Annotated in this window: 5 protein-coding genes; 4 read left to right on the top strand and 1 reads right to left on the bottom strand. The window is 65.2% G+C overall.

Going from position 1 to position 26,971, the window contains the following annotated elements:
- Positions 1-77 precede the first annotated feature (77 nt).
- Positions 78-4,373 carry a filamentous hemagglutinin N-terminal domain-containing protein gene (locus DT070_RS18855; RefSeq protein ID WP_122956784.1) on the top strand — a complete coding sequence of 1,432 codons (4,296 nt, stop codon included), beginning with the start codon at positions 78-80 and terminating at the stop codon, positions 4,371-4,373.
- A 261-nt stretch (positions 4,374-4,634) separates the two neighbouring features.
- Positions 4,635-9,716, top strand: a complete 5,082-nt coding sequence (locus tag DT070_RS18850; RefSeq protein ID WP_122956783.1) for a filamentous hemagglutinin N-terminal domain-containing protein — start codon at positions 4,635-4,637, stop codon at positions 9,714-9,716.
- A gap of 27 nt (positions 9,717-9,743) precedes the next feature.
- On the opposite strand, the gene DT070_RS18845 is transcribed toward DT070_RS18850, so the two are convergent.
- Complete coding sequence (locus DT070_RS18845; protein ID WP_228778449.1) at positions 9,744-11,717, bottom strand: sensor histidine kinase; 1,974 nt, start codon at positions 11,715-11,717, stop codon at positions 9,744-9,746.
- 458 nt (positions 11,718-12,175) lie between these two features.
- Here DT070_RS18845 and DT070_RS18840 point away from each other — a divergent pair, with 458 nt between their 5' ends.
- A complete protein-coding gene (locus tag DT070_RS18840; protein WP_122956782.1) occupies positions 12,176-23,914 on the top strand; it encodes a YDG domain-containing protein in 11,739 nt (3,912 codons plus the stop codon).
- 443 nt (positions 23,915-24,357) lie between these two features.
- A complete protein-coding gene (locus DT070_RS18835) occupies positions 24,358-26,952 on the top strand; it encodes a filamentous hemagglutinin N-terminal domain-containing protein (protein WP_122956781.1) in 2,595 nt (864 codons plus the stop codon).
- The last annotated feature ends 19 nt before the right edge of the window (positions 26,953-26,971 follow it).

Below are 26,971 nucleotides of genomic sequence, written 5' to 3'. Positions count from 1 at the left end.
GCAACAGATGGCGACATTAACGATTTTGTTGCAGTCCGCGCGTGCGGAGTGCGCCACGCGTACCCTGAAAGCCCTCCATGAAATCACATGCCAGCATGAACCGCATTTACCGATTGGTCTGGAACACCGCACTCAGCCTCTGGGTGGCGGTGGCTGAAAACGCCAAAGGGCGCGGCAAGGGGAGCCCGGTGCCCGGCGGCCTGGCGCCGGCAGCTTTGCAGGCCGGCGGCTTTCGCCTGAACACCGCGTGCCGGGCGGCGCTGGTGCTGGTCGCTGCGCTGGCGGCGCCGGCCCATGAGGCGCTTGCGGCCAATGCGGCCGATGCCAGCGTGTCCGCCGGCGCCGGCAGTGTTTCCACGCTGGGCAACACCACCACCATTCACCAGGCCAGCCAGCGCATGGCCATCGACTGGACCAGCTTGTCGACGGCAGCGCAGGAGGCGCTGATCTTCAACCAGCCCAATGCTGCGGCCATCGCGTTGAACCGCATCACCGGCAGCAGCCCGAGTGAACTGCTGGGCAGCCTGACGGCCAATGGGCAGGTCTTCATCCTCAACCCGAATGGCGTGCTGTTTGGCGCGGGCTCGCAGGTCAATGTCGGCGGCCTGGTGGCCTCAACGCTCAGCATGAGCAATGCCGACTTCATGGCCGGCAACCATGTGTTCACCGGCTCGGGTGGCTCGGTGGTCAACCAGGGCACGCTCAATGCCGCGCCTGGCGGCTACCTGGCGCTGCTGGCGCCTGAAGTGCGCAACGAAGGCGTGATGACGGCCAGCCTGGGCACGGCACTCCTCGCCGCCGGCAACAAGGTCACGCTGAACATCGACAACGGCAGCCTGCTGGGCTACAGCATCGACCAGGGCGCCATCAACGCGCTGGCCGAGAACAGGCAACTCATCCAGGCCAACGGCGGGCAGGTGCTGCTCTCGGCCAGGGCATTTGATGCGCTGAGCTCGGGCGTCGTCAACAACGCCGGCATCGTCGAGGCCAAAACGCTGAACGCCAGCAAGGGCCGGATCGCGCTGGAAGGCGACTTCATCGTGCAGGCCGGAACACTGGACGCGTCAGGCGCCGAAGGTGGCCGTATCGACCTGAAGGGCCGCGCTATCCTGGATGCCGGCACGGCGAACGCCAGCGGCGCGGCGGGCGAGGGCGGCAGCATCGCCTACCGCGCTACACAGGCCATCGTGCAGACGGCTTCGGCCAACCTGAAGGCCGACGGCGCCACGCAAGGTGGCGCGATTTCGCTGCAGGGCGATGAGAGCTTTTTCAGCTCCGGCACGCTGAGCGCCACCGGCCAGCGCGGCGGCACGATTGACACGCTGGGCAACCGCGTCTCGCTGGCGGCGGCCAGGCTGGACGCCTCGGGCAGCGAACGCGGCGGGTTGATCCGCGTAGGCGGCGGCTTCCAGGGCCGCGACGCCGGCGTGATGAATGCGCAAACCACTTTCGTCAACGGCGCGACCACACTCAAGGCCAACGGCGCGAACGGCGAGATCGTGGTCTGGTCCGACGGGCAGACCGACTACTACGGCAGCGCCAGCGCCACAGGCGCCGGCCGCATTGAAGTCTCGGGCAAGGGCCAGCTGACTTACGGCGGCCAGGCCGATGCGGGCGTGGGCGGCACGCTGCTGCTGGATCCGGCCAACATCATCATCAGCGACACCGCCGGCCCGGCCGCCTATGCGCTGGTCGATCCGCACGCCACGCCCGGCAACCAGTTCGGCGCCAACACCACCTTGCTGGGCACCACCACCAACGGCGTGTTCACCGAAAACGGCAAGGCCGTGATCACGGTGACTACCGACAGCCTGGCCGCCTCCAATGCAGGTGCGGTCTACCTGTTCGACACCACCACGGGCGCCCTGGTGTCGACCATGACGGGCAGCCGGGCCAACGACCGCGTGGGCACCAGCGCGACGGCGCTGTCCAACGGAAACTATGTGGTGCGCAGCCAGTTCTGGAGTAACGGTGCTGTGGCTGCCGCCGGCGCGGCGACCTGGGGCAGCGCGGCGACGGGCATTAATGGTGTGGTCAGCACCGCCAACAGTCTTTACGGCACCACCGCCAATGACAACGTGGGCAACCGGGAGGTCATCGCGCTGACCAATGGCAACTATGTGGTCCGAAGCTCGATATGGGACAACGGCGCCATTGCCGACGCGGGCGCCGCCACCTGGGGCAACGGCGCGACCGGCACTGCCGGCGCCGTCAGCGCGGCCAACAGCCTGGTGGGCAGCACCGCCAGCGACAACGTGGGCTTGTTCGGCGTGACCCCGCTGTCCAACGGCAACTATGTGGTGCGCAACCCCAACTGGGACAACGGCGCCGTCGTCAATGCCGGCTCGGCCACCTGGGGCAATGGCACCACCGGCGTCAGCGGCGCCATCACCGCGGCCAACAGCCTGGTGGGCAGCACCTTGAACGACAACGTGGGCGGCACCATCACCGCGCTGACCAACGGCAACTATGTGGTGTCCTCCACGCAGTGGGACACCGGCGGCCTGCTCAATGCCGGCGCCATCACGTGGGGCAATGGCGCGACCGGCACCAGCGGTGTGGTCTCGGCGGCCAACAGCCTGGTGGGCACCTCGAACAACGACCTTACCGTGGCCGCGATCGCATTGAGCAACGGCAACTATGTGGTCAATGCCCCGAACTGGTCCAGCGGCGGCGTCAGGGTCGGCGCCACCATCTGGGGCAACGGCAGCACCGGCCTTACCGGCAACATTACCCTGGCCAACAGCCTGCACGGCACCCATGACGGCGACTACATCGGCAGCGTCGTGACGGCGCTGCCCAACGGCAACTACGTGGTGAGCAACCGTCTCTGGGACAACGGCGCCATCTCCAATGCGGGCGCCGTGGTCTGGGCCAACGGCGCCACCGGCATCACCGGCGACATCAGTACCGCCAACAGCCTGTACGGCACCCAGGCGAGTGACCAGGTGGGCTCCGGCAACGGCACCGGAGTCACCGTGCTGAGCAATGGCAACTATGTGGTGAGTTCGCCCGTCTGGGATAACGGCGCAATCGCCGATGCCGGCGCGGCCACGTGGGTCAATGGCGCGACGGGCCTGGTCGGCCCCGTCAGCGCCGCCAACAGCTTTGTCGGCCTGCAGGCCAATGATGCCGTCGGCAACTACGGCATTACGGCATTGACCAATGGCAACTACGTGGTGCGCAGCCCGTTGTGGGACAGCGGCGCACTGGTCAATGTAGGCGCCATCACCTGGGGCAATGGCAGCACCGGGCTGGTCGGCTCCATCAACGCGGGCAACAGCTTGCTGGGCAGCAGCGCCAGCGATTTTCTGGGCTCCGACGGTGTCACGGCGCTGGCCAACGGCAACTATGTGGTGCGCAGCTCGCAGTGGGACAACGGCGGTGTGGTGGACGCAGGCGCCGTGACATGGGGCAACGGCAGCACCGGCACGACCGGCGTTGTCGGCGCCGCCAACAGCCTGGTGGGCAGCCAGACCAACGACAAGGTGGGCGCCACCGGCGTCACGGCGCTGGCCACCGGCGACTATGTGGTGAGCAGCTCACGCTGGGACAACGGCGCCCTGACCGATGCCGGGGCCGTGACCTGGGGCAGCGGCGCGGGCGGCGTCAGCGGCGCGGTCAACAGCCTCAACAGTCTGGTGGGAACCGCGGCCAATGACCGCGTGGGCTTCAAGGCGGTGGACAGCAGCACGGGACTGGACATCAGCGCCGTGACGCCGCTGGGCAACGGCAACTACCTGGTGGCCAGCCCGAATGCCGGCGGCAACAACGGCCAGGTGCTGATGGGCACACCGCGCGGCATCAGCTATGCCAACGGCACAGGCCAGACCATGAGCTTCAACCCCTCCGCCCTCAGCGCCACACTGGCCGGCGGCACGGCGGTCACGCTGCAGGCCAGCAACGACATCACGGTGAACTCGAACATCAACGTGGCAGGCACCGCAGGCGGCGCACTGAACTTGCAAGCCGGGCGCAACATCAACCTCAACAGCGTGATCAATACGGCCAACGGCGCCTTCACCGCATCCGCCGGGGATGCCGGCGCGTTACCAGCCGACCGCCAGGCCGGCGCGGCCGGCATCAACTTCGGCGCGGGCTCGGCCATCAACGCCGGAACAGGCGTGGTCACGCTGCGGGTCAACGGCGTGTGGGTGGGCGGGACACCGCTGCCCGTCGCCACAAGCACTTCGGGCGGTGAACTGATGGCGCAGTACAGCGCCGTGTTGCAAGGCATGCAGGCCGAGCAGGGTGAAAACCTTTTGAACCCGCGGCAACAACGCAGCGTGGGCGATAGACCAGAAGGCACTGCGACACGCGTCGAGGGCTGCGGTGTGCGCATGCCGGTGGGCTTTGACGCCGATGAATGCTAGGCGGCACGCAAAGTTGAGGTCGGGTAGTTGCTACATTTTTGATAGCGAAATCCCTATGCCTGCATTGGGCTTCAGCCTGATTTCACTCCATAAATTCCAGGAAGCCTGCTGTAGCGCATACGTGCTACAGACAGCCGGCCCTGTCATTCGTACGATGACGGCCGTCAATCCGGATGATCCGCTCCGGGGTGCGGTGCACCGGCTTGACAGCCTGGCGGATCAACCGGTCGCCTTTGCCTTTATCGCCTACGAAAGCCGCCCATGAAAAGCCACGCCAGCATGAATCGCATCTATCGACTGGTGTGGAACGCAAGCCTGAACCTTTGGGTGGCTGTCGCTGAAAACGCCAGGGGGCGTGGCAAGGGCGGCTCGGTGCGCAGCAGCGTGTTGTTCGGTTCTGCTGCGATGGGCGATGCAGCCTCGGGCTTCACGCTCAGGGCCGCTTGCCGTGCGGCGCTGGTGCTGTTCACGTCCCTCTCGGTTCTGACGAACCAGGCTCATGCCGCCAACGCGGCCGACGCCAGCGTGACAGCCGGCTCTGCCGCGATCTCCACGGTGGGCAACACCACCACCATCCACCAGACCACGCAGCGCGCAGCGATTGACTGGACTTCGCTTTCCACAGCGGCGCAGGAAGCGCTGATCTTCAACCAGCCCAATGCGCAGGCGATTGCGCTGAACCGCATTACCGGCAGCAACCCCAGCGAGTTGCTGGGCAGCTTGATCGCCAACGGCCAGGTCTTCATCCTGAATCCGAACGGCGTGTTGTTTGGCGCGGGTTCGCAGGTCAATGTCGGCGGGCTGGTGGCTTCGACGCTGTCCATGAGCAATGCGGACTTCATGGCCGGCAACCACGTGTTCAGCAACAACCGCTCCAGCGGTTCCGTCGTCAATCAAGGCAACCTGAATGCAGGGCAGGGCGGCTACCTGGCGTTGCTGGCGCCCGAGGTGCGCAACGAGGGCGTGATGACCGCCAGCCTGGGAACCGCCTTGCTTGCAGCGGGCAACAAGGTCACGCTCAACCTGGACAACGGCAGCCTGCTGGGCTACAGCATCGACCAGGGCGCCATCAATGCGCTGGCCGAGAACAAGCAACTCATCCAGGCCGATGGCGGCCAGGTGCTGCTCGGTGCCAAGGCACTCGACAGCCTGACAACTGCGACCGTCAACAACACCGGCGTGATTGAAGCAAAGACGATTGCCAACAAGGCCGGGCGCATCATGCTGATCGGCGACATGGAACACGGCATGGTCAATATCGGCGGCACGCTGGACGCCTCTGCCCCCGATGGCGGCGACGGCGGTTTTATCGAAACCAGCGCCGCGAGCTTCAAGATACTGCCAGGCTTCAGGGTCAACACGCGGGCGCCGCAAGGCAAGAACGGCAACTGGCTGCTGGACCCGGCCACGATGACCATTGCGGCCGGTAATGGTGGAGCGGCCAACACCATTTACGAGGACTTTCTTGAATCGGTCGGCGCCGACATGACCATCGAGGCCACGGACTCGATCAACGTCACGGGCAACTTCACCAATGCCGATGTGGACATGCCCACTGGCCTGAGCCTCACGATCAAGACCACCGGGCCCACCGGCACCGGTATTGACCTCACGGGCAGCGGCGATGGAGCTGCCCTGACATTCAAGACCTCCGGCGGCGGCGCGCTTGTGCTGAGTACGGCTTCGGCCACCCAGGCCATCAAGAGCTCCGGGCTGGCCGTGACCAGCGGCGCAGGCACGATCACCGTCAACTCCGCCGGCGCGCTGGATATCAGCAATGCGATTGTTCAAAGCAGCGGAGGCGCCATTTCATTGACCGGGGCGGGCCAGACGGGGAGTTCGGGTGTTCTGGTGTCCCAGGGCACGGTGAACGCCGGCACCGGCGCCCTCACCATCAATGGCATCACGGCTGACATGGCGCAGTATGGCGTGCTGCTGGACCGTGCCACCCTCACCAGCGGCAATGCCAACATCAACAGCGCCAGTTCAGCCATCAAGCTGATGGGCAGCAGCCTGACCAGCAGCGGCAACATCAGCATCGATGCGTCCAATGCCAATTCGAGCCATCACGCGGTTGAGCTCGTCAATTCCGGCGCCACGCAAACCAACGTCCGCGTCACCGGCGGCGGCACGATCAACATCACCGGCAACCTGAAGAGCGGTGGCGGCAGCGCCACCGGCGGCTCCGCGGGCGGCGTGGTCATCAGCGATTCGAACGTGACGGGCGGCAGCGGCGCTGTCACGGTGAACGGTGATGTAAGTCTGCCCATACTCGCCGGTCAGGTGTCCCGCGGGGTACGGCTGGATTCCTTGGCCAAGATTACGGGTGCCGGCAACATCGACATCACCGGACGTGTGGTGTTTGGTATCCTGACTGGCAGCGCGGGCGCCGAGCTCGGCACCGGCTCGGAGGTGTCCAGCACCGGCGGCAATGTGACGGTTACCGGCCGGGGGACTTCCGCTAACGGCGTCGTCACAGAGAGCTATGGCCTGATGGCAAGAGGCAAAGTGCAGTCCGGCACCTTGCGCGGCATCACACTCGACGGTTCCTCAAACTTGGGTGCTGCCGGGATCAGCGGCTCCGGCGTCCTTATCGATGCCGGCGCAGACATCATCGCAGGGAGGCAGGGTTTTAGCAGTACGGGGATTTTCAGTGTTTCGGGCGGGGGGACGCCGACCATTAACGGCATCTCCATGGTTGGCGGCAGTATCAACTCGACCGGCCCGGTCACCATGATCGGAAGCCTCGGTGGGGTAAGCTCCATGGGCGGCGGTCATGCCGTGAGCCTGACCGGCGGCAGCATTAACTCCAACACGGCGGCCATGACGCTGCGCGGAATGAATTTTCCAGCGGCTGCCATTGCGCCGGCCGGCAGCTACGCCCTGAACATCGACGGCACCAGCATCACCAGCGGAGGCGGTGCGATCACGCTGATGGGCGACCGCATCAACATCGGCTCTGCCGTCAACGCGGGCGCGGGCAAGGTGGTGGTCAGCGCGGACTTCCTCAACAACAGCCGGTCGATCACACTTGGCGGCGCATCAGAAACCACCGCCATGAACCTGAGCAACGCCGAGCTCAACCGGATCACCGCGTCGGTGATCGAGATCGGCAGCACGTTGAATACGGGCGGCATATCCATCGGCGACACCGGCGGCGCGATCAACCTGGCCAGCGCACCCATTCTGAGCCTGCTTAACGACAGCACCTCGGGCACGATCACGCAGACGGCGGGACTCACAGCTGCCAATCTGAACGTCGATGCAGGAAGCGTCGCCTTGAGCAACACGGCCAACCAGATCATCCAGCTCAGCGGCCGCGGCTACGGAACGAACAATTTCCAGGTCCGCTCGGCCTCTGCGCTGTCGGTGGGAACGGTTGACGGAACGGCCGGCATCACCCACTCCGGCACCGGCAGGGTGATGCTGCACAGCAGCGGCGCCGTGTCGCAAACCCAGGCCATCGTCGCGGACACCTTGCAGGTCACCAGCTTCGGGGGCATGACGCTCACCCACGCAGGTAACCGGGTTCAGAATTTCGGCAACCTCACCAACAGTACATCAGGCAACCTCACCCTTCGCAACACCGCTGCCACCGCCAGCTTCCTGAACTTCATCTTCAGCCAGGGTCGCGTCGATATCGCCAACACGGGGAATATCTTTTTAGGTGGCAGCGCCCTTGCCACGTCGAGCACCGCCTCGGGTACGACGGCGGGCACCGCAGGCTTCAGCGTGGTGGCCACGGGCGGCATCAGTGCGCAAACAATCTCGCCCAACATCTGGACCTCCTCGGGTGGCTCGGTTTACCTGGAGGCGGGCAATGGCAGCATAGGCGCCAGCACCGCTGCCCCGGTGAATATCTGGGACGCGACCTCGGTTACCGCGGTGGCGAATGGCGGTGCCTCGCAAGTCAATCTCTCACTGAACAATGGCGCCACCCTCGAAAACATCAGCGCACCGGGCGCTGTCAGCGTCACCGCCGCGGCCGGCAACCTCGCGGTCAAAACGGTGGCCGGCAGCTCGGTCACCCTCAGCGCAGCGGCCGGCTCAATTACCGACGCCAATGGCGCGGCCAACAACATCACCGCCACCTCGCTCAATGCAAGTGCGCGCGACGGCATCATGCTGGGCACCAATGTGACCGGCCTGCAAACCCTGGCGACCACAGGTGCGACGGGCGACATCACCATCGCCGCCGCCAATGCCGTCAACACCAGCAACTTCGGCATCACCACCAACGCCGGGTCCGCACAGACGGTCAGCCTGTTGTCCGGCGCCGGCATCACGGTAGACGCCGCCTTCGGCAATGCGCAAGACAAGTTGAAGCTGACCACCACCGCCGGCAACATCGCCATCAATGGCGCGCTGACGGCCAGTGAACTCACGCTGAACACCGCTGGCACCAGTACCCAGACAGCGGCGATCACCGCCACCGGCCTGGAGCTGTTGGGCACCGGCTCGCACACGCTCGACCACGCGGGCAATGCGGTGACAACGCTGGCGGGCAATACCGGCGATGCCAGCTACACGCAGGCTGGCGCGCTGGCTGTCGGCACCGTCAACACCGCAGGCCTGACCGCCACCGGCAAAGTTCTGATACGCACAACGGGCGCGGCCAGCGACCTCACCTTGAACAACAGCGTGGCCTCCGGCAGTGCCGCCAACGATGCGCTGGTGCTGGCCGCCGGGCGCAACTTTGTGAACAACGCGGGCGCGGGTGCGCTCAATCCGGGCGCAGGCCGCTTCCTCGTCTACGCAACCGATCCGACGGCAAACACCCTGGGCGGCCTGGTCTCCACCGGCAATGCGTTTGGCCGCACCTTCGCCGCCAATGCGCCCACCGATGCCTCGATGACCTCGCTGACTGGCAACCGCTTTGTCTACAGCGTTGTGCCGACGCTCAATGTGCGCGGCGATAACGTGAGCAAGGCCTACGGCGGCGCCGACCCGGCTCTGACCTACACCGTCAACAGCGGCCTGGTGGCGGGCGACACCGCGGCCAGCGCGCTGGGCGGCGCGCTGTCGGCGCCCACAGGCGCTGCCACGACGGGCCCGACACACGCCATCACGCAGGGCACGCTGGCATCGGCCCTGGGTTACAACGTTGTCTACACCAACGGCACACTGACGATGACCGGTACGCCGCCATTGCCTGCATCTCTTTTCGGCGTGACGGGGGTGCTGGATGGGCCGTATGTGACCGCGATCAACACCGTTACCAGCGCCGACAAGGATCTGGGCAGCGATATCGACGGTGAATCGACTGTGTCGAGTGACGCCGCGCTGATCAAAGCGTTGAACGATGCCGCTGCAGAGAATGCAGCGCTGGCTGGCGGGGAGTAGGGGTCTCAGCTTCCGGCGGCCGCCCATTCAGGCCGTTACGGGCCGCTGCACCGGCAAGCGCAAGGTCAGGCGCGTGCCGGCTGCCGAGGATTCAAACGCCACGTCGCCGCCTATGGCTTGCGCGCGGCGGCGCTGGTTGGACAAACCCTTGCCGCCCTTGCCGCCTTTGCGGCCGTTATCCAGCGCTGCTTCCACGGCAAAGCCTTTCCCGTTGTCGGTGATGCCGACGTACACCCAGCCGTCACCCGCGGCGGTGGTCACGCGTATTTCGCTGGCTTGGGCGTGCTTGAGGATGTTGGCAAAGGCTTCCTGCAGGATGCGCAGTATGTGCAGCGCATTGCGCGGGTCCAGCCAGTCCAGTGTCGGCACATCGCTGATCTCCCATCGCAGTGCGATGCCGGTGCTCTCCAGCCGGCTGCCCAGGCGAAAGCGCAGCGTGGCCAGCAGCAGCAACAGGTCGGCCTCCACCGGCTCCATCGAGTCGATCGCCAGCTTGAGGTCGTCGATGCAGCTCTTGAGCACTTCGGCCACCTGGATGTCTTCCAGCCGCCCGCGCTCGACCACGCGCAGCGCGCTGACCAGCGAGGAGCCCAGTCCGTCGTGCATGTCCTGCATCAGGCGCTGGCGTTCCTGGCTCAGCATCTGCCGCTGCTCGACCTCGCGCAACAGTGCATGGCTTCGGTTCAGTTCGGCCTCCTGCGCCTGCAGTCGCTGCTCCAGCCCGGCGTTGACCTGGCGGGCCTCTTCAATGGCGCGGGTGTAACGCTGGAACATGATGTACACAAAGATGAAGAATGCGCCCACGTTGGCATAGGAGCCCAGGAAGCTGCCTTCCACGCTGACGTGGTTGTTCTGCAGCAGCCAGTCATACACACCTATCCCCATGCTCAAGAGGCTCCAGCCGGCCAGCACCATGCCGTCGCGCGAGCGGGCACGCCAGGCGTTCGCCAGGCCGTAGCCGAAAGCCGTGATGCCCATGACCAGCACAAAAAGGTAGGCCAGCGGCGCCAGCGCGGTGGCGCCCGGCCAGTTGCCGGCAAACACCGGCAGCGTCAGCACGCCGACCGCCGCCGTGAGCAGCAGAACTGAACGGTTCAGCCACGGCTGTTGCTGACGGTGCAGCCGGACCAAAAAGAAGTGCGCCGCGGCAATCAGCCAGAAGAGCGAGTTGATGGTGAACCAGCCAAACCATTCGTCAGACACCGGCAGCCGGTGCTGGCCCACGTAGTAGTGCAGGCAGCGGAGATAGGAAGCGACTGAGATGATGAAAAACAGCAGATAGAGCGAGGCGCCCCCAGACACCCGCCGTTGCCGCATCCACACCGACAACGCGAACATGCCTACGGCCAGGAAGGCTGCGCTGCTCATCAGCGGCAGCTGTATCTGCAGCGCATCGCGGATACGGTAGCGCCAGCCGATGGCGGCCTCGTCCCCCACCCACAGGCTGGAAATCGCGCCGCCGGTGGTGCGCAGCCGCTCAATGCGCAACACGATGGTCTGCACCGGCGCCGCATCGGCGGTCCCATCCAGCGCGATCCACAGCGGATGGTTGGAGCCGTTCCACAGCAGGTTGGAATGCGATTGGTAGACCAGGCGGCCGTCGCCATACACCGCGATCTGCCCGTCGCTCTTCCAGCGCGGGACGTAGAGGTACTGAGGCTCGCGCGAAGCAGGGCGCGCCGGCAGTTGCGCGCGGTACCAGGTGACCACGGTCTGCGGCGCCTCGGCGTCGTCGCGGTCCGGAATCAGTTGCCTCGGCAAGGCATGCGGCAGGCTTACCTTCTGCCAGGCGCCCGGCGGCGTGCCGGCTTGCAGCGCGTAGGGTGGCGGCGAAAACGCGCGGCCGTCTACCGCTAAAAGCTCGGCGGCAGTGATATGCAAGGCATCGGCAGTGAGCGGCTGCAGGCTCGCCGGCGCCGGCAACAGCGCGGCCAGCAGCAGCGCCGCGCAGCGGCCCCGCCATTTGCGCAAGAGCTTCCAGCGAAGCGAAATAGCAGGCAAATTGGTCTCCAGCCCTTTGCTGGCAAGCGCAGGCAGCTATAAAAACGATAGCAAATGGCCGCCCTGGCGGGTGCGCCCGCGTCCGGGATGGATTTTGCGGTTGCCCGGCTTGCGTGCTTGTCCCCAAAACTGGGGACACGCACGCAAACCTGCCGGCGCTCGTCCGGCATCGGCAGCGTGTCTGGGCACCGGGCTTGTTACAAAAAACCGGTGCCCGGAAGCCGGGTGCGGCCCTGGCTTTTGTTCCGGCGGCGTGCTGTTCCGGGCACCGGAACCCACAGGCGAAAAGGGAAATTTTCACCAGCGGCGCAAGCGCCGCGTCCCCAAAAGTGGGGACATACAGGCGGCGGGCGGACTTTTACGATTTGTACGTTTTGTCACGGTTACCCGCGTGCGCCCGTGTCGCGCGTGCCTGTAGCCGGGAGCCGCCCCTGTCTATTTTCCGGAGGACCTACGCCATGAAGAGCCACGCCAGCATGAACCGCATTTACCGCCTTGTCTGGAACGCCGCACTCAGCCTGTGGGTGGCGGTGGCGGAAAACGCCAAAGGGCGCGGCAAGGGCGGCTCGGCGCGCAGCAGCGTGCTGTTTGGCTCGGCGCCGGCCGGTGCGGCTGAAGGGGGCGGTGCAGGTTCGGGCTTCAGGCTCAATAGCGCGTGCCGGGCAGCGCTGGTGCTGCTGACCTCCCTCACTGTGATCACCCACCAGGCCCGTGCCGCCGATGCCGCCAATGCCAGCGTGACGGCAGGCGCCGCCGGGATTTCCACCGTCGGCAACACCACCACGATCAACCAAAGCTCCCAGCGCGTGGCCATCGACTGGACATCGCTGTCGACTGCGGCCAACGAGGCGCTCCGGTTCAACCAGCCCAACGCGGCGGCGATAGCGCTGAACCGCATTACCGGCAGCAGCCCCAGCGAGTTGCTGGGCAGCCTGACGGCCAACGGCCAGGTGTTTATCCTGAACCCGAACGGCGTGCTCTTCGGCGCCGGTTCGCAAGTCAACGTGGGCGGCCTGGTGGCTTCGACGCTGTCGATGAGCAATGCCGACTTCATGGCCGGCAACCATGTGTTCACGGGCTCCAGCAGTTCAGGCTCGGTGGTCAACCAGGGCACGCTCACGGCGGCCAACGGCGGCTACATCGCCCTGCTGGCGCCTGAAGTGCGCAACGAAGGCGTGATCGGCGCGACGCTGGGCACCGCCTTGCTGGCGGCGGGCAACAAGGTCACCCTCCATATCGACAATGGCAACCTGCTGGGCTACAGCATCGACCAGGCGGCCCTTAATGCACTGGCCGACAACCGGCACCTGATCAAGGCCGACGGCGGCCAGGTGATCCTGACGGCAAGCGCCACAGACGCCTTGCTGCGCACGGTGGTCAACAACTCGGGCGTCATTGAGGCCAGGACCCTGAACAACCAGGGCGGCGTGATCCGCCTCGAAGGCGGTGACAGCGGCGTGGTGCATGTGAGCGGCACGCTGGACGCCAGCGGCAAAGGCACGGGCGAACGCGGCGGCCGGGTACAGGTTACCGGCGACAAGGTGGGCCTGTTTGATGCGGCCCACGTCGATGTCTCGGGCGATGCCGGCGGCGGCACGGCGCTGATTGGCGGCGACTTCCAGGGCAAGAACGCGGCGGTCAAAAATGCCTCGGCCACCTATGTGAGTGCGGACGCCAACGTGAATGCCGACGCCATCACTTCGGGCGACGGCGGCAAGGTCATTGTCTGGTCCGACGGCACCACGCGCTACAACGGCAGCATCTCGGCCAGGGGCGGCGCGGACAGCGGCGACGGCGGTTTTGTTGAGGTGTCGGGCAAAGGCCTGCTGGCTTTCAAGGGCGAGGTCGATACCTCGGCGGCGAATGGCCACAAGGGCACGCTGCTGCTGGACCCCACCAATATCTGGATCGCCGTCGACAGCGCCAGCGCCGATGCCGCTGCGGGCTATGCCGTGGGCGACAGCAGCGCCGACGGCGGCGCGGGCCAGCCCTTTGCCGCCAGCGGCGCGGTGGACGATTCGCTGCTGACTACGGCGTCCCTCACGGCGGCGCTGGCCAACAACGACGTGGTTATCAGCACTAATAACCCGGACGGTGCGGGCGCGGGCAACATCACAGTCGTTGACGCCGTGACCTATACCGGCTCACGCGCCGGCACGCTGGCCCTGGTCGCGGACAACAACATCGCCATCAACCAGTCGATCACCAGCACCAATGGCGCACTGAATGTGAATGCCTTTGCCGGCGGAGGCTTCGTAGGTGATATCAGCCTCGCCAACGGCGCGGCCATCAACACCAACGGCGGCAATGTGAAACTGAATGCCCGGGACATCACCATCGGCAATGGTTCTGGCATCGTTGCCGGCTACGTGGAACTCAACGGCCAGCAGGACATCATCTTCAACGGCACGGGCGCCATCACCGCCGCGGGTGATGTCTACCTGGGGGGGCGCAATATCCAGCAGGGCGGCACCGGCATTGCGGTCACCGCTGACAAACTCTCCATACGATCGACTGGCTATATCGGCAACAGCGGCGCCGCGGTGGCTGGTGACGACAAGCTCAACACGCAGGTGAATACGCTCTCTGCGGTGGCACCGGGTGCGATTTCGGTGAGCAACACCGGCGCGCTGACGGTGGATACGGTCACCTTCCAGGGTACGACCCCTCCCCATGGCGGCTCGATTGTCGGCGTGAGCAGCACGGGTGGCGCGATTTCGCTGGCCACCGTCGATAGCGGCGGTGCGACAGACAGCCTGACGCTCAACAAGGCCGTCAGCACCACGGGCGGCAGCGCCAACACCATCACGCTGAACGCCAATGACGACTACGCGCAAAACGCGGTAACGGTATCCACCGTGGGCGCCAATGTGGCCATCACCGCCGGCGGGGCCCTGACGGCATCCGGCAGCGGCAGCAGCGCCATCGTGACCTCCGGCGCACCCAGCAGCATGGACACCAACGGCTCGAACGCCGGCGACATCACGCTCACCGCCAATGGCGGCTCCATCAACATCACGGGCGACCTCGCCGCGCAGGGCAGCAACGCCAATGCCAACAACACCACGGGCAACGCCGCCAACGCAGGCGGCCGCGGCGGCAACGTGAACGTGACTGCGGCGGCCGCCGGCGCCGGCATCGCGATAGCGGGCAATGTGCTGGCCAACGGCGGCAACGGCAGCGGCGGCGGCACCAACTTTGCCTGGAATTTCGGCATCGGCGGCAATGGCGGCGCGATCGATATCAAAACCACCTCCACCAGTGGTGCAGGCACGATCAGCGTGGGCAACCTTTCCGCGCAGGGCGGGCAGGCGGGCTACATCGGCAACGGCGGCAGCGGCGGCAACGTCTCCGTCACGACGGTGGCCACAGGCGCGGCCTCCATCACGACGGGGGCGATCAGCACCTGGGGCGGAAAGTACGTCGGCAACTCCAATCCCGGCAACAACGGCGGCAATGCCGGCAACGTCACGCTGGACACCAAAGGCGCAGGCGCCACCATCCAGTTCGGCAACCTCGACGCGCACGGCGGCGCAGGTTCGCTCAACCGGGTTAACACCAACTACTCCCAAAACGGCGGCGCGACCATCGTGTCGGGCACAGGCGGTACGGTCAATATCAAAACGGCGGGCGCCAATGCCGACATCACCGGCAGCGGCAATGTGCTGAGCTTTGTCGAAAATGCCGGTTGCAGCAACAACAGTATTTGCAGCATAGGCGCCGCGGGCAATATCACCATGACCGCCAGCAACGGCAGCGTCAGCCTGGCCGGCAGCGCCAATGCCAAGGGCGGCAATGCCGTGGGCGGCGGCACCCTGCTGGCCAACAACGGCGGCGCGGGCGGCTTTGTGACGGTGAGCGCTGGCGGCGCCAACCACAATGTGTCGATCGGCTCCATCGATGCGACAGGCGGCAATGGGCTGGCCGGCGGCGCCGCGGGCGCCAGCAAGGCGGTGAATGTGACCGCAGCGGCCGGCTATGTGCAGCAGGTGCCCGGCGGCTGGTTCAATGGCGCGACGGTTGCCGTGACGGCCAACCAGGGCATAGGCGCGGGTACGGGGGCGGGTGATTTGAGCCAGCGCCTGGGCATCATTCCCGTCACCGGCACGGCGCAAAACAAGAACGCGGGTGCCGCGGGCTCGGTCCGTGTCATCTATGGCGGCGGTGCTGTGACCCTGGTCGGCGCGCAGGTGCAGAACACGTTCACAACGGGGGACCTGGACATCGCCACCAGCAACGGCGCGCTCACGGTGAACGGCCTGGGCCGCAACGGCGCCGGCAACATCAGCCTGAGCGCGGGCGGCGGCAACGACCTGACCATCAACGGAGGCACGCTGTCGGCCATCGACGGCAATATCCGGCTTGAAGCGGGGCGCGATGTCATCTTTTCGGGCGTAGGGAAGGCCACAACGAACACGGGCGACCTCTATGTTTCTGCCGGAGCGAACATACAGCAGGCCGACGCCGTGACGATGGCATTGACCGGCAACAACCTGGCCGTGCGGGCCGGCGGCTACATCGGCGCCGGCGCGGGCGGCGACAACACGCTGAACACCAGCGTGAACGCAGTCTCGGCGGTGGCTGGTAGCAACATCGGCATCAGCAACAACAAGGCGCTGGCGATTGACCAGGTGACCTTTGGGGGCGCTGCCGTTCCCGGCGGCGCTATCAACGGTGTGTCTACCACGGGCACCGGCAATGTGGCTGTGAGCACCACAGCCGGCGCACTGACCGTGGCAGCACCTGTTTTTGTGGCCGATGGGGCTTTAACCCTCGCCGGTGCCACCGATGTCGCCGTAAATGCCGCCGTTAGCAGCGCTATTGGCGCAGTTCACATCACTGCCGGCAGCGGCAGCATCACCGGCATGCACACCGTATCCGCCGCTGGCGGGGTGACGCTGAATGCCGCAACTGGCATAGACATGGACCTGGTCGATTCACCCTCCATGACTGCCACCAGCACTTCCGGGTCGATACGCATCAACCTGACCGGGGGCACCGTTGAAAACGTTTCGACTACGGGTGATATTTCTTTGACCTCCTACGCGGGCCTGGACGTGAAGACCGTTTCTGGAGCGAACGTCACACTCACGGCCGCAGTAGGCGCCATCACCGACGCCAACGGCACCGACAACAACATCACGGCCACTACCTTGACCGCCTCGGCGCAGGACGGGATTGCACTGGGCACCGACGTCAGCGGCCTGCAGACGCTGTCCACCACCGGCGCCACGGGTGACATCAGCATCAGCACCGCCAATGCGATAGACACCGCCAACTACAGCATCAGCACCGACAGCGGCTCGGCGCAAAACGTCAGCCTTACCTCCAGCTCGGCCTCGGGCATCACGGTGGGTAATGCCTTTGCTGCCACCAATGACAACATCAACCTCACGGCCACGGCAGGCGATATCAACCTGACCAGTGCCATCGGCGCCGCAGGCCTGGCGCTCAGCGCCCAGGGCAGTATCAGCGCCCCGGCGGCCATTAACGTCAGCGGCGTGTTTGACCTCAAGGCCGGCACCTTCAGCCAGGTCGGTACTTTGCCCACCTTCTCCGCGGGTGACTTCCGCATCACCGGCGGCACCTTTGTGCGCGCGCTGGCCGGCGATGGCCTGAGCACCGGCACGGTCTACCAGATCGCCGATGTCTATGGCCTGCAGGGCGCGGGCTCCGCCGACATGTTGAACAAGAACTTCAAACTGGCCAACAACATCGATGCCAGCGGTACCGTGAACTGGAATGCGGGTGCGGGCTTCAACCCCATCGCCAGAGGCGCGCAATTTTTTGGCACCCTGGATGGCGGCGGCCATGTGATTGACCAACTCGTCATCAACAGGCCTGGCACCGATGTAGGTTTGATCAGTTTGATGAACGGCGGAACAGTCTCCAACCTGGGGCTGACGGGAGGCAGTGTCACTGGCGACGACACCGTAGGCGCGCTGGTCGGCCGCTCCATTGGAACGATCATCAACAGCCATAGCTCGGCGGCCGTGAACGGCAGTTCGAGAGTGGGCGGGCTGGTCGGCACCAATGCCGGAACCATCAGCAACAGTTACGCGAGCGGCGATGTGTCCGGCTCGATCTATACGGGGGGATTGGCGGGGACCAACAGCGGAACCGTGAGCGGCAGCTACGCCACCGGAACCGTCCTCGGCAGCAACGCCGGCGGACTGGTGGGGGTCAACAGCAACGCCATCTCCAACAGCTATGCCAGCGGTGCCGTGGGCACTGCCAGCGACCATACGACGGGCGGCCTGGCGGGCATCAACAGCGGCACCATCACCAGCAGCTATGCCAACGGCCTGGTGCAGGGCTCCTCGGAGACGGGCGGCCTGGTGGGTTGGGACAACATTGGCACGGTGACCGCCAGTTTCTGGGACACCCAGACTAGCGGCCAGGCCGGCAGTGGAGGCGGGGGCACAGGCATCCTCACCGCTGACATGATGAAGGCCCAGACTTTCACCGACGCCGGCTGGAACGCCAGCAATGTAGGCGGAGACGGCACCACCTGGCGCATTTACGAGGGCAACACCGGCCCGCTGCTGCGCGGCTTCCTGACCGGGCTGACCCTGGCCGACACCAACGTGACCTATGACGGCGGCACGCAGGCAGGCGCCACCACCGGCGTCGTGGGGGTGTCGGGCAGCAACGCCAGCGCGCGCAACGCGGGCAGCTACCTCACGGGTTATTACTCGAACCAGCAGGGTTACGACATCATCGGCGGCGGGCTCGACATCGCCAAAGCCAACCTGACGCTGAGCACCAGCGACGTGACCAAAACCTATGACGGCACGCTCTCGGCTGCCGGCACGGCGGTGGCCACGGCCGGCACGGCGCTGCTGGGCGGTGACACCGCCAGCGGCGGCAGCTTTGCTTTCACCAACAAGAATGTGGGCACCGGCAACAAGACTGTGACGGCGGCTGGCGTGACGGTGAATGACGGCAATGGCGGCAACAACTACAACGTCAGCTATGTAGACAACACCACCAGCACAATCGACAAGGCCAACCTGACGGTGACGGCCACGGGCGTGACCAAAACCTATGACGGTACGACCAGCGCCACGGGCACGGGCTCGGTCGGCACGCTGGCAGGCGCCGGTGCGGGTGAAGTGGTCAACACGGCCGCGACGCAGGTGTTTACCGACAAGAACTTCGGCGCCGGCAACAAGACGGTCCAGGCCAGCGGCCTGACCATCAAGGACAGCGGAAACGTCGATGTGACCGGCAATTACAACATCAGCTACGTCGACAACACCACCAGCACCATCAACAAGGCCGACCTGACGGTGACGGCCAATGCGGTGACCAAAACCTACGATGGTACGACCGCCGCCACAGGCACGGGCACCGTGGCTGCTCTGGCGGGCGCCGGTGCGGGCGAAGTGGTGGATGCCGCCGGCAGCCAGGCCTTCCTCGACAAGAACTTCGGTATAGCCAGCAAGTCGGTGCGCGCCAGCGGTGTGACCATCAAGGACAGCGGCAATTTGGATGTCACGGGCAACTACAACATCGCCTACGTTGACAACACGACGAGCACCATCAACAAGGCCGACCTGACGGTGACGGCCAATGCAGTGACCAAGACCTACGACGGTACGACCATGGCGACCGGTACGGGCACTGTTGCCGCGCTGGCCGGCGCCGGCGCGGGTGAAGTGGTGGATGCCACCGGCAGCCAGGCCTTTGCCGACAAGAACTTCGGTATTGGCAACAAGACAGTAGTCGCCAGCGGCGTGACCATCAAGGACAGCGGCAACGCCGACGTGACAGGCAACTACAACATTGCCTACGTCGACAACACGGCCAGCACCATCAACAAGGCCGATGTGACCCTGTCGACCTCCGACGTCACCAAGACCTACGACGGCACTTACTCCGCCAACGGCACCGTGGTCGTGACGAGCGGCACGATCTTCGCGGGTGACAGCGCCACAGGCGGAACCTTTGCCTTTACCAACAGGAATGTGGGCAATGGCATCAGGACCGTGACGACCAGCGGCGTAACGGTGGGTGACGGCGTGAACAACAGCAACTACAACGTCAGCTATGCCGAAAACATGAGCAGCACCATCAACCAGGCCAACCTGGTGCTGACCACCAGTGATGTCACCAAGACCTATGACGGGACCACCTCGGCCGCCGGCACTGCCGTGGCCACGGGCGGCACGGCCTTGCTGGGCGGTGACATCGTTTCGGGCGGCAGCTTCGCCTTTACCGACAAGAACGCCGGCACCGGCAACAAGACGGTGACGGCGGCCGGCGTGACAATCCATGACGGCAATAGCGGCAACAACTACAACGTCAGCTACGTCGACAACACCACCAGCACCATCAACAAGGCCAGCCTGACAGTCACGGCCACAGGTGTGACCAAAACTTATGACGGCACGACCAGCGCCACGGGCACGGGCTCCGTGGCTGCGCTGGCCGGAGCGGCTGCGGGTGAAGTAGTGGATGCCGCCGGCAGCCAGGCCTTCCTCGACAAGAACTTCGGCATCGGCAACAAGGCCGTGCGCGCCAGCGGCGTCACCATCAAGGACAGCGGGAACGCCGACGTGACCGGCAACTACAACATTGCCTACGTCGACAACACCAACAGCACCATCAACAAGGCCGACCTGACGGTCACGGCCACCGGCGTGACCAAGACCTACGACGGAACAACCGCCGCCACCGGCACGGGCACCGTGGCCGCGCTGGCCGGCGCGGCCGCCGGCGAGGTCGTGGACGCCGCCGGCAGCCAGGCCTTTACCGACAAGAACTTCGGTATCGGCAACAAGTCCGTGCGCGCCAGCGGCGTGACCATCAAGGACAGCGGCAACGCCGACGTGACGGGCAACTACAACATTGCGTATGTGGACGACACGACGAGCACCATCAACAAGGCCAACGTGACCTTGTCGACTTCCGACGTCACCAAAACTTACGATGGCACGACAGGTGCGGCAGGCACGGTCACAGTGTCAGCCGGTACCGTGTTCCTGGGTGACAGCACCACCGGCGGCACCTTCACCTTTACCGACAAGAATGTCGGCAACGGCAACAAGACGGTGACGACATCCGGCGTGACAGTGGGCGACGGCGTCAACAACGCCAACTACAACGTCACGTATGCCGACAACACCAGCAGCACCATCAACCAGGCCAACCTGACGGTGACGGCCACGGGTGTGACCAAAACCTATGACGGCACGACCAGCGCGACGGGCACAGGCTCGGTCGGCACGCTGGCAGGTGCCGGTGCGGGTGAGTCGGTCAATACCGCCGCCACGCAGGTGTTTACCGACAAGAACTTCGGCATTGGCAACAAGACAGTGCAAGCCAGCGGCCTGACCATCAAGGACAGCGGCAACGTGGATGTGACCGGCAACTACAACATCAGCTATGTGGACAACACCACCAGCACGATCAACAAGGCCGACCTGACGGTGACGGCCACCGGCGTGACCAAGACCTACGACGGCACGATCTCTGCCAGCGGCACGGGCACCGTGGCCGCGCTGGCCGGTGCGGCAGCGGGTGAAGTGGTAGATGCCGCCGGCAGCCAGGCCTTTGCCGACAAGAACTTCGGTATCGGCAACAAGAGGGTGGTCGCCAGCGGGGTGACCATCAAGGACAGCGGCAACGCCGACGTGACGGGCAACTACAACATCAATTACGTCGACAACACGACCAGCACCATCAACAAGGCCAACCTGAGCCTGTCGACTTCCGACGTCACCAAGACCTACGACGGCGACTTCTTTGCGAGCGGCACGGTGGTCGTGGTATCGGGCACAGTGTTTGCGGGTGACAGCACCTCGGGCGGCGCGTTCTCCTTCATCGACAAGAATGTGGGCACGGGCAACAAGACGGTGGTGACCTTCGGCGTGACGGTGGGTGACGGCGTGAACAACGGCAATTACAACGTCAGCTATGTGAACAACACCACCAGCACCATCAACCAGGCCAACCTGACGCTCACCAGCAACAATGTCACCAAGACCTACGACGGCACGGTGGCCGCCTCGGGCACAGCCACAGTGTCGTCCGGAACGCTCTTTGCGGGCGACAGCCTGACAGGCGGCAGCTTTGCCTTTACCGACAAAAATGCGGGCAACGGCAACAAGACGGTGACGACATCCGGCGTGACGGTGGGTGACGGTTTCAACAACGGCAACTACAACGTCACGTACGCTGACAACACCACCAGCACCATCAACAAGGCCAACCTGACGGTGACGGCCGATGCGGTCACCAAGACCTACGACGGCACGCTGGCCGCTGCGGGCTCGGGCACCGTGGGCGCGCTGGCCGGCGCCGGTGCGGGCGAAGTGGTCAACACGGCCGCGACGCAGACCTTTACCGACAAGAACTTCGGCATCGGCAACAAGACGGTCCAGGCCAGCGGCCTGACCATCAAGGACAGCGGCAACGCCGACGTGACGGGCAACTACAACATCAATTACGTCGACAACACGACCAGCACCATCAACAAGGCCAATGTGACCTTGTCGACTTCCGATGTCACCAAGACTTACGACGGCACGACAGGCGCAACCGGTGCGGTGGTAGTAACAGCCGGCACGGTGTTCGCCGGCGACAACACCACCGGTGGCAGCTTCGCCTTCACCGACAAGAACGCCGGCACGGGCAACAAGACGGTGACGACCACCGGCGTGACGGTGGGCGATGGTGTCAACAACGCCAACTACAACGTCAGCTACGTGGACAACACCACCAGCACCATCAACCAGGCCGGCCTGACGCTGTCCACCAGCAACGTCACCAAAACCTACGACGGCAACACGACGGCCGCAGGCAGCGTGACGGTGACCGGTGGCACGCTGTTCAGCGGCGACAGCCTGACCGGCGGCAGCTTTGCCTTCACCGACAAGAACGCCGGCAACAGCAACAAGACGGTGCAAACCAGCGGCGTCACGGTGGGCGACGGCGTGAACAACGGCAACTACGCAGTCACCTACGCCGACAACACCACCAGCACCATCAACCCGTTTGCCGTGAGTGTGTCGGGCACCCGCACGTATGACGGCACGGTCGACGTGGCCGCCGGTGTGCTGAACATCGGCCCGCTGGTGGGCAGTGAAACGCTGGGCCTCTCCGGCCTGGCCACAATGGCCGACAAGAACGTGGGCGCCAACAAAACGCTGACGGTCGGCGGCCTGAGCCTCACCGACGGCACCGGCCTGGCCAGCAACTACACCTTCACCGGTGGCACGCAGCAGGCCAGCGTCACCCAGGCCAGCCTGACGGTGGGCAGCGCCAATGTCACCAAAACCTATGACGCCACCACCACGGCGGTGGGGACGGCCACGGTGACCGGCGGCACGCTGTTTGCCGGCGACAGCCTGACGGGCGGCACCTTTGCCTTCACCGACAAGAACGCCGGCACCGGCAACAAGACGGTAACGGCCAGCGGTGTGACGGTGGGTGACGGCGTGAACAACGGCAACTACGCCGTGACTTACACCAACAACACGACCAGCACCATCAACAAGGCCGACCTGACGGTGACGGCCAGCGGCGTGGACAAGGTCTATGACGGCACGACTGCCGCCACGGTGGGCTACGGTGACAACCGGCTGGGCAGCGATGTGCTGAGCATCATGGGCGTTGCATCGTTTGCCGACAAGAATGCCGGCACCGGTAAATCGGTGGGCGTGAACAGCATTGCCGTGGGCGGCACGGATGCCGGTAACTACAACCTGCTGAACACCACGGCCACCACCACGGCCAGCATCACACCCAAGGCGTTGACGGTCACGGCCAACGGCGACACCCGGCTGTATGACGGCTCGGCCTACAGCGGTGGCAATGGGGTGAGCTACAACGGCTTTGTGGCGGGCGACTCGGCCTCCGACATCGGCGGTTCGCTGGCGTACGGCGGCTCTTCGCAAGGGGCGGTCGCCGTGGGCAACTATGTGATTACTGCGGGCGGCCTGAGCTCGATCTCGGGCAACTACACCCTGGGCTTTGTGGATGGCGCACTGAGCATTCAAACCTCCAACGCCAGCACGGCGGCTGTGGGCAATGCCGGATTGGTGAACTCCTACGACAGCGCCCTGCAGGCCATCGCCGGCCTGGGAGCTTCCCTGTCCGGTGGCGGCGGTGGCGGTGGTTTCGGCGGCAGCGCCGCAGCCGATGCGTTGGCTGCTGCGGCTGCGGAAGCGGGCAACACAGACGAGAAATAGGCTCCCCCCCGTCCGGGCTCACTTCGTGTAGCCCGTTCCCCCCTCAAGGGGGCGGTGCCTGCGGTCTGGCGAAGCCGAAAAATCGGCACACCCCTATCGGGCTCACTTCGTGTAGCCCTTTTCCCCTTGCAGGGGACGGTGCCTGTGGCCCGGCGAAACCGGTTCCACGGCGCCCTGCTTGCTTGACGGACGCCGCCATCGCCTGGTTTTAGTAGAAAGAGGCTGTAGCCCAATACTTGTATGGACAGTTAGCTATAAAAAAAATAGCAAAATCACGCCAATTCCCGTCTGCACGGCAGGGCGATCAGGCGGGGCTGCATTGCATTTGTAATGTGCGGGGCATGGGCATGGGCGTGGCGCTTTAACTGGCATACCATCGCCGGCAGGAGAAAGGAGATCTTTTGGGATCTTGCAATCGTCCTGTCTGTCCCAAAAGGCGCATCATGAACAGCCACGCCAGCATCAACCGCATTTACCGCCTCGTCTGGAACGCCGCAGCAAGCCTTTGGGTGGCCGTGGCTGAAAACGCCAGGGGCGGGGGGCGCGCCGGCGCCGGCGTAGCAGGCGCTTTCATACTCAATGCCGCCTTGCTGATGGTGGGCGCCCCGCAAGCCTGGGCTGCGGATGCCGCCAATGCCTCCGTCTCTGCGGGCGCAGCCAGTATTGCAACGGCGGGCAATACCACCACGATCAATCAAAGCAGCCAGCGCGTGGCGATTGACTGGACGAGTTTGTCCACCGCGGCCAACGAGGCGCTGATCTTTACCCAGCCGAATGCCCAGGCCATTGCGCTGAACCGCATCACCGGCAGCAGCCCGAGTGAACTGCTGGGCAGCCTGACAGCCAATGGGCAAGTATTTATCCTCAACCCGAACGGTGTGCTCTTTGGCGGGGGCTCGCAGGTCAATGTCGGCGGACTGGTGGCCTCAACGCTCAGCATGAGCAATGCCGACTTCATGGCCGGCAACCATGTGTTCACCGGTTCGGGCGGTTCGGGCCCGGTGGTCAACCAGGGTGCGCTGAACGCAAGCCCCGGCGGTTACCTCGCGCTGCTGGCGCCGGAGGTGCGCAACGAGGGCGTGATGACCGCCAGCCTGGGGACTGCACTCCTCGCCGCCGGCAACAAGGTCACGCTGAACCTCGACAACGGCAGCCTGCTGGGCTACAGCATCGACCAGGGTGCCATCAACGCACTGGCCGAAAACAAGCTCCTGATCCAGGCCAACGGCGGGCAAGTGCTGCTTTCGGCCAAGGCCATGGACAAGCTGACCACCGCCACGGTCAACAACAGCGGCGTGATTGAAGCGAAGACGATCCAGAACAAGGCCGGCCGCATCCTGCTGATGGGCGATATGGAGACGGGCACTATCAATGTGGCGGGCACGCTGGATGCGTCCGCACCGGATGGTGGCGACGGCGGTTTTATGGAGACCAGCGCGGCCCATGTGAAGGTGGCCGATGGCGCCAAAGTCACCACATTGGCCAATAGTGGCAAGCACGGCACCTGGCTGATCGACCCGACCGACTTCACCATCGCCGCAGGCAGCGGCGGCTTGACCGGCAGCGGCATAGGCGCCACCACACTGGCCACCAACCTCAACCTGGGCAATGTCGCGCTGGCTACCAACAATGGGGCCGGCACCGAGAACGGCGACATTCACGTCAACTCGGCTGTGACCTGGAACGCCGGCACCACGCTGACCCTGAGCGCCTGGCGCAATATCAACATCAACGCGTCCATCACCTCGCAGCACGCCAACGGCAAGCTGGCGCTGGAGTACGGGCTGGGCGCCGTCAACGCGGGCAACACGGCGACCTACAACGTGCGCGCCCCCGTCAACCTGCGGGCCGGCGACAACTTCAGCACCCGGCTGGGCAGTGACGGCGCGACCGACCCCTACAAGGTCATCACCAGCCTGGGCGCGGCGGGCAGCACCACCGGCACCGACCTGCAAGGCATCAACGGCGCCCCGGCGCTGAACTACGTGCTGGGCGCCGACATCGACGCCAGCGACACGGTGAACTGGAACGCAGGCGCGGGCTTTGACACCCTGGGCGGCGTAGGCGCGCCGGGTATTTTTGAGGGCCGCTTCGACGGCCTCAACCACAAGATCACCAACCTCTTTATCAACCGGCCGGGCGACAACTTCGTCGGCCTCTTCGGCCTGACGCAAAGCACCAGTATCCGCAACCTCGGTCTGGTGGGCGGCAGCATCACCGGCGCCGACTTTGTGGGCGCCATTGCAGGGCAGGGTTGCTGCACCACCTTCACCAATATCTACAGCACGGCATCCGTCACCGGCAACGACGAAGTGGGCGGCCTGGTGGGTGAACTCAGCGATGGCGGCATCACCGACTCGTACGCCACCGGCGCCGTGACGGGGGCGGACAAGGTGGGCGGGCTCGTCGGCACCTCGATTGACGGCACCATCACGCGTGCTTACAGCACGGGCCTTGTCACGGCCACGGGCGCGGCGGGTGGCCTTGTGGGCGAACAGATCGGAACGGCATCCACCAGCAACAGCTACTGGAACATCACCACTTCGGGCCAGGCGACCAGCGCCGGCGGCACCGGCAGAACCAGCGCCCAGATGATGCAGGCGGCCACCTTCGCCGGCTGGGACATGGCCACGCAAGGCGGCACCACGGTGGTCTGGCGCATTTACGAGGGGCAGACCGGCCCGCTGTTGCGCAGCTTCCTCCTGCCGGTCACATTGCCCGACACCAGCGTGGTGTTCAACGGCGCGCAGCAGTCGGGCGCCGGTGCGGCCGGCGTCACGGCGGCCAGTGGCGCCAACCCGGGCATCTACAACGCCTGGTCAACCCAGGAGGGGTATGACATCACGGGCGGCACGCTGACGATCAGGCCCACCGGTTCCGGCAGCGATTTCCTGGCCGACGAGGCCTACCGCAGCGCCATGGTGTACCTGGCCGGCGTGGCCCGTGCGGCGAATGCACAAGCCCGCCCTGGCGCGGACGCCCTGGCAGGCGCCTTGTCCGCCGCGGCGGCAGAGGCTGCGGACGAAGGCGGCCGCTAGGAATTTTTGGTGCCGGCAG

The sequence above is a fragment of the Polaromonas sp. SP1 genome, assembly GCF_003711205.1.
GTDB lineage: Bacteria > Pseudomonadota > Gammaproteobacteria > Burkholderiales > Burkholderiaceae_C > Polaromonas.
Note: the sequence above shows the minus strand (reverse complement) of the source record. Positions and strands in the feature narration are given on the sequence as shown.